The sequence below is a fragment of the Nocardia sp. NBC_01730 genome (genome assembly GCF_035920445.1).
Taxonomy (GTDB): Bacteria; Actinomycetota; Actinomycetes; order Mycobacteriales; family Mycobacteriaceae; genus Nocardia.
The window spans coordinates 2,291,799-2,307,628 of sequence record NZ_CP109162.1 but is presented as its reverse complement, the minus strand read 5'-3'; the positions used below and the strand labels follow the sequence as shown (position 1 = coordinate 2,307,628).

Annotated in this window: 1 protein-coding gene; it reads left to right on the top strand. The window is 67.7% G+C overall.

What is annotated here, in order from left to right; genetic code table 11:
* The first annotated feature begins 21 nt into the window (after positions 1-21).
* The gene (locus tag OHB12_RS08790; RefSeq protein ID WP_327117882.1) at positions 22-15,813 is read left to right on the top strand and encodes an SDR family NAD(P)-dependent oxidoreductase; all 15,792 of its coding nucleotides are present in this window, start codon (positions 22-24) and stop codon (positions 15,811-15,813) included.
* Positions 15,814-15,830: the final 17 nt, after the last annotated feature.

The following is a 15,830-nucleotide window of genomic DNA, read 5'->3' as shown; positions in this document are numbered from 1 at the left end:
GAGGCGAGATAGAGGAATCCCATGGTCGTATCAGCGAATGAGATCGCTATTGTCGGAATGTCGTGCAGGATGCCGGGCGCTTCCGACCTCGACAACTTCTGGCGGTTGCTGCGCGATGGTCGTGACGCTGTCGGATCGGCTCCTGCCGACCGTCCGGGAATCGATGAGACGGCCGGGTTCCTTGGTTCGGCGTCGGAATTCGATGCCGACTTCTTCGGTGTGCCGCCCAATGAGGCGCGGTCGATCGATCCGCAGCAGCTGCTCGGTCTCGAACTGAGCTGGGAGGCGTTGGAAGACGCGGGCTATGGAGACCGAAACGGCGCGCGTGCAGGGGTGTTCCTGGGCAGCATTGGCACCGATTTCGCCGAAATTGTGGCGTCGCAAGGCAAATCCGGTGTCGGTAGGCATTCGTTGTCGGCCGTCGGCAGGGGGGTGGCCGCCAACCGGATCTCCAATTACTACGGGTTCACCGGCCCGAGTATCGTCGTCGACAGTGGGCAGTCTTCGTCGCTGGTCGCGGTGCATTTGGCATGCGAATCGCTGCGCAGTGGCGAATGCGATGTGGCGTTGGCGGGCGGGCTGAATCTCATTCTTTCGCCGTTGAGTGGTGAGCGCTACGAACAATTCGGCGCGCACTCGCCGTCGGGAAAGTGCTATACGTTCGACGAACGCGCGGATGGCACGGTGCGTGGTGAAGGCGGCGGCATTGTCGTGCTCAAACCGCTTGCGCGAGCGGTCGCCGATGGCGACCGGATCTACGCGGTGATCCGTGGTAGTGCGGTCAACAGCGGCAACGCGCGCCAGGTGTTGAGCGCGCCGAGTGTGGCGGCGCAGACGAATGTTATTCGGGCGGCGCTGGCGGCCGCGGACGTGGAACCGGCGTCGGTACATTATGTGGAGTTGCACGGAACTGGCACGCTCGCAGGAGATCCGGTGGAGGCGACGGCTCTTGGTGAGACCTATGGCGTCCGGCGGCCCGCGGGCGCGGCGTTGGCCGTCGGTTCGGTCAAGACCAATATCGGACATCTGGAAGGCGCCGCGGGGATCGCGGGTCTGATCAAGACCGCATTGTCGCTGCGGTATCGGGAATTGGTGCCCAGCCTGAACTTTCACACCCCGAATCCGCGGATCCCGCTCGACGCGCTCGGGTTGCGGGTGCAGACCGTGGCGGAGCACTGGTCTACTGCGGCGTCGAGCGGTGGGCCCGAAGCGGCAGCCGAGCGTAACCGCGAGGGCCGTGCGAGCGCCGCAATCAATACCGCCGCGCCGCGCCGGGCGGGGGTGTCGTCGTTCGGTATGGGTGGCACGAACGCGCATGTGATCCTGGAGGAAGCGCCTGCGGCGGCTGCAGGCGAAGCGACCACAACCGCGGATGGTTCGCGGCCTCTGGTGTGGGTGTTGTCGGGGCAGAGTCGGGAGGCGTTGCGGGAGCAGGCTGTTCGGTTGCGGGAGTGGTTGGCCGATCATCCGGAGGCCGGTGCCGGTGATGTGGCGTTTTCGTTGTCGCGTTCGCGTACGGCGCTGCAGTGGCGGGGTGGGGTGGTCGGGTATGACGTCGCTGGGATGAGTGCGGGGTTGGCGGGGTTGGTCGATCCGGTGGCGGGACCGGACAAGGACGAGCTTTATGTGGTGACGGGTCGTGCTGCGTCCCGGCGGGCGGTTTTCGTGTTTCCGGGGCAGGGGAGTCAATGGGTGGGGATGGGTGGGGAGCTGTTGGCGTCGGGTGGGGTGTTCGCGGAGTCGATCGCGGAGTGTGAGGCGGTGTTGGCGCCGTTCGTGGATTGGTCGTTGACGGCGGTGCTGCGCGGGGAGGCGGGTGCGGCGTCGTTGGATCGGGTGGATGTGGTGCAGCCGGTTCTGTTCGCGATGTTGGTGTCGTTGGCGCGGTTGTGGCGGGCTGGTGGGGTGGAGCCGGTCGCGGTGGTCGGGCATTCGCAGGGGGAGATCGCGGCGGCGGTGGTGGCCGGCGGGTTGTCGTTGGCTGATGGGGCACGAGTGGTGGCGGTGCGGTCTCGTGCTGTCGCGGAGGTGTTGGCGGGTTCGGGGGGCATGGTATCGGTCGGTTCGGCGGCCGAGGCGGTGGCGGACCGTTTGGTGGTGTTCGGTGATCGGTTGTCGGTCGCGGCGGTGAACGGCCCGGGACAGACCGTGGTTTCGGGCGAGTCGGCCGCGTTGAGTGAGTTTCTTGCCGGATGCGCGGCCGACGGGGTGTGGGCCAAGCAGATTCCGGTGGACTACGCGTCGCATTCGGTGGCGGTGGAACGAATTCGGGATCGGGTGCTGGCGGAGTTGGCGCCGATTCGACCGAGAACGGGTTCGGTTCCGTTTTTCTCGACCGTGACCGCGGAATTCGTGGACACGGCAGGGTTGGATGCCGGGTATTGGTATCGAGGGCTGCGCGAGCGGGTGCGGTTCGCCGAAGCGATCGAGACGTTGATGCGCTCGGAGCTGAACGTATTCGTCGAGACCAGCCCGCACCCGGTGGTTTCCACAGCGATCGAGTTGACAGCGGACTCGATCGGCAAAGCCGACCACGTGGCTGTCCTGGGCACGCTGCGGCGCGGCCATGGCGGTCCGCAGCAGTTCGCCGCCGCGCTGGCACACGCTTACTGCGTCGGTATCGACGTCACACCGGAGGTGTTGGCGCCACCGGCCGCGCGGGTGGATCTGCCGACCTACGGGTTCCAGCGGCGGCAGTGCTGGACGCCGGGGGTCGTGGCAGGCATGGGGCCGGGCGATGTGAGCCGTGCCGGGCTGATCCGGCCGGACCATCCGGTGCTGGGCGCCGCGGTGTCGGTGGCAGGCCGGGACGAATGGTTGTTCACCGGCCGTCTCACGCCTGAGATCCACCCGTGGCTGGCTGACCATGTGGTGTTCGGGTCGAGGGTGGTGCCCGCCGCCGTGTGGCTGGAAACCGCGCTGAGCGTCGGCGCCCGCTTGGGTGCGGACTCGGTGACGCAATTGCGGCTCTCCTCACCACTTCCGCCGCGCGCCGCGCGGTTGAACATCCAGGTGAGCGTCGCCGCGCCGGACGAGAACGCGCGGCGGAGGTTCACGATCCACGCCCGTCCTGACGGCGCGGAGCTGCGCGGGGGACAGCCCTGGGGTGAGGGGTGGGCCGCAGTATCCGACGGCGACATCCCGCAATGGCGCCAGTACGCGACGGGCATTCTCGCCCCGCACGCCGAGGACACGCCGTTGTGGTCGGGAAGCGACTGGCCGCCCGCGGCGGCCGAGCCGGTGGCAGCCGAGGAACTGTATGACCGCCTGGCTGAGCGCGGCGTGGGCTACGGTGTGGCGTTTCAGGGAGTCACGGCGGCCTGGCGACGCGGTCACGAGGTATTCGCCGAAGTGTCGCTCGATGAGACCGTCGGTGACCGCGCCGGGCGTTTCGGCGTTCATCCGGCGTTGCTGGACGCGATGCTGCACGCCGGCGTCGAGGTGCTCGACAACACCGCCGACGGCGCGTGGATGCCGTTGTCGTTCAACAATATTCGACTCTATCGCGGCGGCGTGGAAGCGGCGCGGGTCCGGATCGACCGGGTGAGCGCGGACACGATCCGGGTCACGGCCCTCACCGAGGACGGTGAACCGATCCTCACGATCAAACAGTTGATGCTCGAACCGGTCGAACCGGTCGAACCGGTCGAGCCTGCGTCTGCGGGTGTGCTGTCTGTGGATTCGCTGCCGTCGCCGCAACGTAGTGTTTCTGCGTCGCGGCGGCAGCGTGCTGTCACGGCGGGTCCGCTGGCGCCACGGCTGTTGGCCGTTGCCGAGCACGAACGCGACGCGCTGGTGCTCGCGGTGGTGGCCGAGCAGGCCGCGGTGGTACTCGGCCACAATTCGTCGGAGGCCGTGCATCCGGATTTGCCGTTCACCGCGTTCGGGTTCGATTCGCTGAGTGGACAACAGCTGCGGAATGTGTTGGTGACGGCCACCGGGGTGGAGTTGCCGACGACGCTGATATTCGACCACCCGACCCCGAGGGCGGTGGCACGGTTGGTGCGTTCGCGCCTGGAAGGCGTGGAACTCGGTGTGCGGCGGGTGACCCGCCGGACTCGTTCCGAGGAGCCGATCGCGATCGTCGGTATCGGCTGCCGTTTCCCCGGTGGTGTCGGATCGGTCGAGCAGTTGTGGGACCTCGTCGCGGCGGGCCGGGACGCGATCACGCCGTTCCCGTCGGACCGGGGATGGGATCTGGAGCGGTTGTTCGACCCGGACCCGGACAAGCCGGGCACTGTCTACAGCCGGGAAGGTGGATTCCTTTCCGATGCGGGCGCTTTCGACGCCGGCTTTTTCGGTATCGGTCCGCGTGAGGCGGCCGCGATGGATCCGCAGCAGCGGCTGATGTTGGAAGTTTCCTGGGAAGCGTTGGAGGACGCGGGGATCGACCCTGCCTCGTTGCGTGGCACCGACACCGGCGTGTTCGTCGGTGCTTCCTCGTCGGGTTACTCGCGTGGGGTGAGCGGCGAGTACGAAGCCTTCCGCCTGACCGGGACCTCGATCAGCGTGGTATCCGGGCGTGTTGCTTACCTTTTCGGTTTGGAGGGGCCCGCGGTCACGGTCGATACCGCGTGCTCGTCGTCGCTTGTCGCGCTGCATCTGGCCTGCCAGACGCTGCGCCGGGGCGAGGCATCCCTGGTCCTGGCGGGCGGGGTCAGTGTGTCGGCGAGCCCGAGTCTGTACGTCGACTTCGCACGCCAGCGGGGGTTGGCGCCCGATGGGCGGTCCAAGGCGTTCGCCGCCGCCGCCGACGGTGTGACGTGGTCCGAAGGCGTGGGGGTGCTGGCGCTCGAGCGGCTGTCGGATGCGCAGCGCTTGGGTCATGACGTGTTGGCGGTGGTGCGTGGTAGCGCGATCAATCAGGATGGTGCGAGTAACGGTTTGACCGCACCGAATGGTCCGTCGCAGGAGCGGGTGATCGCGGCGGCATTGGCCGATGCCGGCTTGGAGTCGGCGGATGTGGACGCGGTCGAGGCGCACGGCACCGGAACGAGGTTGGGTGATCCGATCGAGGCCCAGGCACTGATCGCCGCGTACGGATCCGATCGCGGCCAGCCGCTGCGGATCGGGTCGGTGAAGTCGAACATCGGCCACGCGGTCGCGGCCGCGGGTATCGGTGGCGTCATCAAAATGGTCGCGGCACTGCGACACGAAACCCTGCCGAAGACATTGCACGTGGACGCGCCGAGTCCGCATGTGGACTGGTCGGCGGGATCGGTGCGGTTGCTGACCGAGCCCGAGCCGTGGCCCGTCTCCGACCGAGTCCGCCGTGCCGGGGTGTCGTCGTTCGGCATCAGCGGCACCAACGCACACGTGATCCTCGAAGAGGCGCCCTCGACCGCAATGTCGCGCGGCGACGGCCCCAGCGGCGACTCCGGCCAAAAGCATACCGGGGCAGGCTCTGAACCCACCATGGTCGGCGACGTGGTTGCGCTGCTACTGTCGGCCAAATCCGCCGACGCGCTGCACGCACAGGCGGATCGCTTGCGGCAGTGGCTGATCGAACGACCTGAACTCGATATCGCCGATGTCGCGTATTCCCTGATCGAGGCACGCGGGCACTTCGACCACCGTGGCGCGGTCCTCGGCGCCGATCGAGAACAGCTCTTGGCAGGTCTCGCGGCTCTGGCTTCGGGCGCTGGGTCGTCTTCGGTCATCGAGGGACAGATCGCAGCGGGGAAGACGGCTTTCCTGTTCACCGGTCAAGGGGCACAGCGAGCCGGAATGGGCGCGGGGTTGTATCGCGCGTTTCCGGTGTTCGCGGCGGCCTTGGACAAGGTGTGCGGACAGTTCGATCCCCTGTTGGGGCGGTCGTTGCGGGAGTTGATGTTCACCGACACCGAAGGGTTGTTGGACCGGACCGAGTACACCCAGCCCGCGTTGTTCGCGTTCGAGGTGGCATTGTTCCGGCTGATCGAATCGTTCGGTGTCACACCGGATCTGCTGATCGGGCACTCGATCGGGGAGTTGGCGGCAGCGTATGTGGCCGGCGTGTGGTCGCTCGAGGATGCCTGCGCGCTGGTAGCAGCGCGGGGCCGGTTGATGGGCGCGCTGCCCGACGGTGGCGCGATGCTCGCCGTGGCGATCGGCGAAGAACGAGCGGCCGACATCGTCGCCGATTTCAGCGACCGAGTGTCGATCGCGGGGGTGAACGACCCCTCATCGACAGTGTTGTCCGGAGACGCCGACGCGATCGAGGAGATCGAGCGGCAGCTGTCGGGCACCGGAGTCAAAACGAATCGGCTGCGGGTCAGCCACGCTTTCCATTCCGCGCGGATGGATCCGATGCTGGCGGAGTTCCGGTCGGTGGCCGAAAACATTACATACGAATCGCCGAGCGTGCCGATCGTGTCGAACGTGTCCGGTGAGCTCGCCGGTGACGCGGTCACCGACCCGGAGTACTGGGTGCGGCAAGTGCGGGGCTGTGTCCGGTTCGCACCAGGCGTGGACACTCTCGCCGCGGCTGGTGCGCGCCGCTTCCTCGAGGTAGGCCCGGACGCGGTGTTGGCCGCGTTGACCCGTCGGTGCCTGGAGGACCAGGAGGCCGAGTCGGCCCCATGGGTGGCCGCGGCCTCCCGGCGGTCGACCGACGAGGTGACACACCTCGTCACCTCGCTCGCACAGGCCCATCTCGCAGGCGCGCGAGTCAACTGGCATCCACTATTCGCAGGCCACGAGGTACGACGAGTTCCGTTGCCGACCTATGCCTTCCAGCATCGCCGGTTCTGGTTGTCGCCGGAAGGTCCCCATGGGACTGCCGCGTCGCCGGAGTCATCGGATCATCCGATCCTGACCGGTGTGCTTCCGTTGGCGGGTACCGACGAATGGCTGTTCACCGGCCGGTTGTCTTTGCGTACTCATCCGTGGATGGCCGACCACACGACCTACGGTGTGGTGGTCGTGCCGAGTGCGACGTTGGTCGAGTTCCTCCTCGTCGCCGGCGGCCGGATCGGTTGCGGGGTGGTCGAGGAACTCACGTTACAGGCACCGATTCTGCCGACCGACAACGATGAGATCGAGCTGCAGGTGCTGGTCCAAGCCTCGGATGCGACCGGACGACGGCAGTTCGAGTTCTACTTCCGCAACTCGTCCGACACCGAATGGATCCACAACGCCACCGGGGCGCTCGCGGCGCAGCGGCACGGCGACTCGGCGTTGCTGTCGCGGCTGCGGGACGAGGAATGGCCACCGGCCGACGCCGAACCCGTGGCCGGCACCTGGATTCCGGGGCAGATGTCGAAGGGCTCCGGGCTCGAGTACGGTCCCGCGTTCATCGGTGTGCGTGCCGCGTGGCAACGCGACGACGCGGTCTTCTCGGAAATCGCACTGGACACCGAGGTGGCGGCGGAGCCGGGACGCTTCGACCTGCACCCGGCCCTGCTGGATATGGTGATGCACGCCGGCCTCGCGCGGCTGGTGTGGCGCGATGCGGACGAGGATCCGGACGCGGGCAAACTGCTGTTCCGGTGGGGCGGTGCGCGATTACACAAGCCGACGACAGACGGCGAATGGCCTGCGGAAGTGACGTCACTTCGGGTCATCGCGATCGCTACCGGAGCGGAGACCATCTCCGTCGCGACCGTCGATCCGGACGGGAATCCGATCGTGTCTGTCGATGCGGTGGTGATGCGTCCGTATGACGTCAAGGAATTCCGGAGCACCCTGTCCGGTGACGAGGCGAGCCTCTATGAGGTGCGCTGGGAGCACACCGCGGTAGGACCGGCCGACCGGTCCGCACCGCCGATGGCTGTGCTCGCGGGCACGGCAGTGCACGGCATCGATGCGTCCTATGCGTCGGTCGCCGATGTCGTTGCGGCCGAACATGTTCCCGACGTGATCGTGTGGCGGGCGACCGGGCATTCCCCGGAGGAAAGCACTTCGGGGCAGGCCGGTGTCGAGCCGCTCGCCGACGATCCAGCAGCGGTTCGGGCCGGAGTGCACGACACGCTGGTGATGCTGAAATCCTGGCTTGCGCAGGAACGTCTGTCCGATGTCCGGATGGTCGTGGTCACGACGGGCGGCGCGGGGCTGTCCGGTGAGGTTCCGCGGCTGGCGGCCGCCGCGGTGTGGGGACTGCTCAGCAGTGCGCAATCGGAGAATCCGGAGCGGTTCGTCCTTGTCGACGAGGACCCGGCCCGGCCGCTGGATGCTGATCGGATCGCTTCCGTACTGCGGGCAGGCGAGCCGCAGGTCGCGGTGCGCGGTGCGGAGATTGTGGTTCCCCGGCTGACGCGCGCGTTCGTGTCGGAGGACACCGGTGCGATGTCGTCGTTGGGGGATGGAACGGTGCTGATCACCGGCGGCACCGGTGGGCTGGGTGCGTTGTTCGCCCGGCACCTCGTCGCCGAACATGGCGTGCGCAGGCTGGTGCTGGCCTCCCGCCGGGGGCCCGAGGCGGCAGGCGCCGCCGAGTTGGTCGCCGAACTGGCGCAGGCGGGAGCGGATACCAGGGTGGTCGCGTGCGACATCGCGGACCGCGACGCGGTGCGGAAGCTGTTGGACACCATCGATCCAACTGTCGGATTAACCGCCGTCGTGCACACCGCGGGGGTGCTCGACGACGGTACCGTCGAGACACTGACCGGCGAACAGGTGGATCGGGTGTTGGCGCCGAAGGTCGACGGGGCATGGCATCTGCACGAACTGACCCGTGACCGCGACCTGTCGGCATTCGTGGTGTTCTCGTCGATCGCCGGGGTGCTCGGGATGTCCGGGCAGGGTAACTACGCTGCGGCGAACGGCTTCCTCGACGCGCTGGCGCAGCGGCGGCGGGCCGCAGGGCTGGCTGCGACGTCGCTGGCGTGGGGGCCGTGGAACCAGGGCAGCGGGATGACCGGCGAGCTGGACCGCACCGCGCTGGCGCGGTGGGAGCGGCTGGGTCTGCAACAGCTCGCCGATGCCGAAGGTCTGCGCCTGTTCGATGTGGCCGTCGCGCGCGCCGATGCGCGGCAGGCTCCGATCCGGTTCGACGCGAGCGTGCTGCGCCGCGCGTCCGAGACCGAAGTGGTGCCCGCGGTGCTGCGTGGATTCGCGCGGCGTCCGGCGCGTCCGGTGCAGGCCACGACGGGACACCCGGCGGGTTCGTTGGGTGTCCGGCTGGCCGGGGTGCCGGAGGCTCAGCGCGGCGAAGTGGTGCTGGAGGTGGTGCGCGACCAAGTCGCCGCGGTGCTCGGGCACGACTCGGGAGAGTCGGTACCGGCGGGGAAGCCGTTCAGTGAGTTGGGTTTCGATTCATTGGGTGCGGTGGAGTTCCGTAACCGGTTGGGCAAGGCCACCGGCCTGCAGTTGCCGTCGACCCTGGTGTTCGACCATCCGACCCCGGCGGCGGTGGCGAAGCTGGTGCAGTCCCGCGTCGAACCGAAGACGGTGGGCGAACCCGTCAAGAAGACTGTGCGTCGGCTTCGGGCGGACGAGCCGATCGCGATCGTGGGTATGGCTTGCCGCTATCCGGGTGGTGTCGAGTCCGCGGATGAGTTGTGGGATCTGGTGTCGTCGGGCACGGATGCCATCAGCGAGTTTCCGTCGGATCGTGGATGGCCGCTGGATCGTCTGATTCATCCGGACCCCGACCATTCGGGGACGTCCTACTCCGGAGAGGGCGGGTTCCTGACCAACGCGGCCGATTTCGATGCGAGCTTCTTCGGGATCGGACCCCGTGAGGCGATCGCGATGGATCCGCAACAGCGTTTGTTGTTGGAGGTGTCGTGGGAGGCGTTGGAGCACGCGGGCATTGATCCGACATCGTTGCGTGGCAGCGACACCGGTGTCTATACGGGCGTGATGTACCAGGACTACGAGGCCGTGACGCGTAAAGCTGGGCCCGAGGTCGAGGGGTATGTCGTGACCGGTGCCGTGGGGAGCGTGGTGTCGGGGCGGGTGGCGTATGCGTTGGGTTTGGAGGGTCCTGCGATGACGGTGGATACGGCATGTTCGTCGTCGTTGGTGGCGTTGCATGTGGCGTGCCGGGCGTTGCGTCAGGGGGAGAGTTCGCTGGCGTTGGTGGGTGGCGCGACAGTGATGGCGACACCGATGGTGTTCCTGGAGTTTTCCCGGCAACGCGGTCTGTCGCCCGACGGACGGTGCAAGTCGTTCTCCGCGGCGGCCGATGGTGTGTCGTGGTCGGAAGGCGCCGCCGTGCTGGTGGTGGAACGGCTGTCGGACGCCCGTCGGCTCGGCCACAACGTGCTGGCGGTGGTGCGTGGTAGCGCGATCAATCAGGATGGTGCGAGCAATGGTTTGACGGCGCCGAATGGTCCGTCGCAGGAGCGGGTGATCGGCGCGGCGTTGGCCGATGCCGGCCTGGAGCCGTCGGATGTGGATGCGGTCGAGGCGCACGGCACCGGAACGACGTTGGGTGATCCGATCGAAGCGCAGGCGTTGATCGCCGCCTATGGCCAGGATCGCTCGGAGCCGCTGCGCATCGGTGCGCTCAAGTCCAACATCGGTCACACGCAGGCGGCTTCGGGTGTGGGCGGCGTGATCAAGATGGTGCAGGCTATGCGGCACGAAACCCTGCCGAAGACCTTGCATGTGGACGCGTTGTCGCCGCATGTGGATTGGTCGGCGGGGTCGGTACGGGTGTTGTCGGACGCGGAGCAGTGGCCGTCGGGCGATCGGGTGCGGCGCGCGGGGGTGTCGTCGTTCGGGATCAGCGGTACGAACGCGCACGTGATCCTCGAGGAAGCACCCGCAGCCGTTGTCCCGTCGGTCGAGCGGACCGCTGGGAGTGACGCGGTCCCCGCTTCCGTGTCGGACGTCGTTCCGTTGTTGGTATCGGCGAAATCGGAGTCGGGTCTGCGGGCGCAGGCGGGTCGGTTGCGGCAGTGGTTGGTCGACCATCCGGAGGCGGATGTGTGGGGTGTGGCGTCGTCACTGACCGACACCAGGGCGCTGTTGGAGTGGCGTGGTGGGGTGCTGGGTCGTGATCGGGAGGAGTTGTTGACTGGTTTGGCGGATCTTGCTTCCGGGGCGGGATCGTCCAAGTCGGTTGATGGTGTTGCGGGTTCGGGTAAGGCGGCGTTTCTGTTTACCGGGCAGGGTGCGCAGCGTGTGGGTATGGGTGCGGGTTTGTACGGGGTGTTTCCGGTGTTCGCGACGGCGTTGGATGAGGTGTGCGCGGAGTTCGATCCGTTGTTGGGGCGGTCGTTGCGGGAGGTGATGTTCGCTGATCCGGAGGGGTTGTTGGGTCGGACCGAATTCACGCAGCCCGCGTTGTTTGCGTTCGAGGTGGCACTGTTCCGGTTGCTGGAGTCGTTCGGTGTTGCTCCCGATGTGGTCGCGGGGCATTCGATCGGTGAGCTGGCGGCGGCGTATGTGGCGGGAGTGTGGTCGCTGTCGGACGTATGTGTGCTGGTGGCGGCGCGGGGCCGGTTGATGGGGGCGCTGCCCGAGGGCGGCGCGATGTCGGCGGTCGCCGTGTCGGAGGCCGAGGCGGCGGAGGTGCTGACCGGATATGGGGATCGGTTGTCGCTTGCGGCGGTGAATGGTCCGTCGTCGGTGGTGTTCTCAGGGGATGCGGATGCCGTCGATGAGGTCGAGCGACGGTTCGGTGCGGGTGGTCGTAAGACGAATCGGCTGCGGGTCAGCCACGCGTTCCATTCGGCGCGGATGGAGCCGATGTTGGCCGAGTTCCGTACGGTGGCCGAGGGGTTGACCTATCGGGAGCCGTTGTTGCCGATTGTGTCGAACGTATCCGGTGATCTCGCCGGGAGTGCGGTGTGCGATCCGGGGTATTGGGTGGAGCAGGTGCGTGGCTGTGTGCGGTTCGCTCCTGGTGTGGACACGTTGGTCGAGTCCGGTGTCCGAAGGTTTGTGGAGGTGGGCCCGGATGCGGTGCTGACCGCGATGACCCGGGAGTGCTTGGCACAGCGCCCCGAGATCGAGGCGAAGTCGGTAGTGGTGGCGCCGTCCCGGCGATCGATCGAGGAGGCGGTCGGGCTCGTCACTGCGTTGGCGCAGACGCACACAGTGGGTATGCCGGTGGATTGGACACGGGTGTTCGCCGGGCGTGCCACAGGCCGGGTGATGTTGCCCACCTATGCGTTCCAACATCAACGCTACTGGGCGCAGCCGGTCGAAACGCCGGACATCTGGCAGTCGGGACTGGACGATGCGGGACATCCCCTGTTGGGCGCGATGGTGCGGCTGCCGAATTCCCAGGACGTGGTTTTCACGGGCAGGCTGTCGCAAGCCGGCCATCCCTGGCTGGCCGATCATGCGGTCATGGGGGTGGCATTGCTGCCCGCCGCCGCCCTCGTGGAGCTGGCCCTGCACGTGGGAACGGTGGTGGAGTGCCCACGACTGGCGGAGCTGGTGATCGAAACGCCTCTCCCGATGCCGTCCGCCGGAACCGTCGAACTGCGGGTGGTGGCGGGCGGACCGGACGAAACCGGCGCCCGGACGGTGTCGATGTACTCGCGTTCGAATGGCGACGATCCGGACCCGCGCGGTGACCATTCGGAACAGTGGGTCCGCCACGCGGTCGGGACGGTCACCGTCGGCTCGGACGCGACGACGGACGGCACCGGTCTGGTGAACTGGCCGCCTGCGGGTGCGATGGCGATGGCGATCGACAATGCCTACGCGGATCTGGCCGAGCGCGGCTATGAGTACGGACCGGCGTTCCAGGGACTGACTGCCGTATGGAAGCGCGACAGTGAGGTGTTCGCGGAGGTCGCGTTGCCGGAGTCCGCTCGATCAGAGGTCGCGGAATTCGGCGTGCATCCGGCGTTGCTGGATGCCGCGCTGCACGCGATCCTGCTCGGTGGGCTGGTTCCCGACACGCGAGCCGGTGCGGTCGTCGTCCCGTTCTCGTGGGAGAACGTCGCCCTGCACGCGACGGGCGCGACCGCCCTGCGGGTTCGTGCGGCGACCACCGGCTCCGGGCCTGGGGGTGAGCGGATCGCGGTAACCCTCGCCGACCCGGCGGGCATAGTCGTGGCCGAGGTAGGGGTGCTGACCCTGCGACCCCTGTCGACCGATGCGCTCGGCACGACGCACCGTCGGGCGGACGGCGCCGGCTACGAGTTGGACTGGGTCGCGTTGCCCGAGCCCGCGGGCGAACTCACCGTCGCGGACGCCTGGAGCGTCGCCGATGACGGTGAAACCGTCACGATCGCAGGACGGAGCGCGACGGTGTTGCGGCTCGACGATGCGGTCGGCGACGGCGATCTTCCTGCGACGGTGCGGGATCTGGTGACCGACCTGAGAGACCGGGTGCAGCGGCTGCTGACACAGGACCGGCTCATCGTCGTGGTGACCAGGCATGCGGTGGCAGTGCATCCCGGCGAGCCGGTGGACTTGGCCGCCGCGGCGGCGTCGGGTCTGCTGCGCACGGCGCAGAGCGAGAACCCGGACCGGATTCTCCTCGTCGACGTCGATGCCTGGCGGGATTATCGGCCCTGCGTGGCACTGGCTCTGGCGACAGCCGGCGAACCCCAGCTGGCTGTGCGGCGCGGGGTGGCGCATGCGCCGCGGTTGAACCGCGGCGGCTCGGATCCGCTCGGGGTCGCGTCGCGAAACAACTCGCCGTGGGCGCTGACCTTGCTCGGCAAGGGCACGTTGACCGCAGACAACTACAGCCTGAACGAGCATCCGAGTGCAGCGGAAGCGCTCGGACCAGGGCAGGTGCGGGTGAGTATGCGGGCGGTCGGCCTCAACTTCCGAGACGTGCTCATCGCGCTCGGCACCTATCCCGACGCGAAGGGCCGAATTGGCGGCGAAGGGGCCGGAATCGTGCTCGAAGTCGCGTCCGACGTGACCGAATTCGCGCCCGGAGACCGGGTTTTCGGCTTCATCTCGGGTGTCGGATCGGTCTCGGTGACCGATCGCCGACTGCTCGCGCCCATGCCGCGCGGGTGGTCGTTCGCCCAGGCCGCTGCGATGCCGATCGTCTACGCGACCGCCTACCACGGCCTCGTCGACCTGGCCGGAGCACAACCCGGCGAGACACTGTTGCTGCACGCAGCCACCGGTGGCGTCGGCATGGCGGCCGTGCAGCTCGCACGACACCTGGGCCTGCGGCTGCTGGTCACTGCCAGTGAGCCCAAATGGGACGTCCTGCGCGACATGGGTTTCGGGGACTCGGACATCGGCGACTCGCGCACCCTGGATTTCGAGCAGAAGTTCCTCGAGGCAACCGACGGTCGCGGCGTGGACATCGTGCTGGATTCGCTGGCAGGCGAATTCGTGGACGCGTCGTTGCGACTGTTGCCGAGAGGTGGCCGCTTCGTCGAAATGGGCATGATCGACCGACGTGATCCGGCCGACGTGGCCGCCGTTCATCCTGGCGTGCGTTACCACAGCTTCATGCTGATGGACGTGGGTCCGGATCGGCTCCACGAGATCCTGGCCGCTCTTGTCGAACTCTTCGACGCCGGGACGTTGGCGCCGTACCCGACCACCGCGTGGGACCTGCGGCGGGCACCGGAAGCCTACCGGTACCTCAGTCAGGCCCGGGGCATCGGCAAGAACGTGCTCACCGTGCCGACCCCGTTGCGGACGGACGGCACCGTCCTGATCACCGGCGGAACCGGGGGACTGGGCGCGGTGGCTGCGCGCCACCTGATCACCGCGCACGGCGTGCGCAGGCTGGTGTTGGCAGGCAGGCGCGGTCCGGACGCACCCGGCGCGGCCGAACTCGCCGCCGAGCTCACCGAGCTCGGCGCACATGTGGAGGTGGTCGCCTGCGATGCGTCCGACCGAGTCGCACTGGACGCGGTGCTGGCGGCGATACCGTCGGAACATCCGTTGACCGCCGTCGTCCATGCCGCGGGTGTGCTGGCCGATGGCCTGCTCGCCACCATGACGCCGGAGCAGATCGCGGACGTGCTGCGGCCGAAAGTGGACGCGGCCTGGAATCTGCACGAGGCCACCGAAGACCTGGATCTGTCGGCGTTCGTGCTCTACTCCTCGGTCGCGGGCGTGATCGGCAACCCGGGGCAGGCGAACTATTCCGCCGCCAATGTCTTCCTGGATGCGTTGGCGCAACACCGGCACGTGTCCGGTCTGCCCGCGACGTCGGTTGCCTGGGGGCCGTGGCAGCAGAGTAGCGGTATGACCAGCGCCCTCGGCGACGCCGATCTCGCCAGGTTGCGGCGGGAAGGTTTTCTTCCGCTGGGCGACGAGGACGGCATGGAGCTGTTCGACGCGGCATTGGAGGGCGGCAGGTCCATGTTCGTGGCGGTCCGGATCGACCGGCCTGCTCTCGCCGAGGCAGATCCCGACGATGTGCGCCCGGTCATGCGCGGCTTGTCGCGGCCATCGCGCCGCCGGGTGAGCGACCGGACGAGCGAGCCGCCGAATCTGGCGGCGCAACTGCTCGGCCGCTCCACGGCCGAGCAGGAACGCATCGTCCTCGACGTGATCCGTGTTCAGGCCGCGGCCGTTCTCGGACACACCAGTGCGGAGTCCACTGCCCCGGACAAGCCGTTCAGCGATATCGGGTTCGACTCGCTCGGCGTGATGGAATTCCGTAACCGTTTGAAATCGGCTGTCGGTGTGCAGTTGTCGACGACCGCGATGTTCGACTATCCCACCCCGGAAGCACTGGCCGGCTTCATCCGCCAGGAGATCGTGCCGGTCGATGACCCCGCGGAGCGGATGGCGGCCGAGATCGACTCGCTGGCAAGCAGTTTCGCCGCGGCCGATCTGTCACCCGCGGACCGATCGGACATCGCATCCAGGTTGACCGCACTGTTGCGGAAGATCGAAGGCAAGGACGCCGGCGAGATCGACCTCGGCGGCAACGCCGACAGTCTCGAAACCGCGGACGACCGCGAGCTTTTCGACTTCATCGACCACCTCAGCTGAACCAATACGATCAGGAG

What these genes read in the sequence shown, in the direction of transcription:
- OHB12_RS08790 (WP_327117882.1), top strand. Translation starts at nt 22, where the DNA reads ATGGTCGTATCAGCGAATGAGATCGCTATTGTCGGAATGTCGTGCAGG.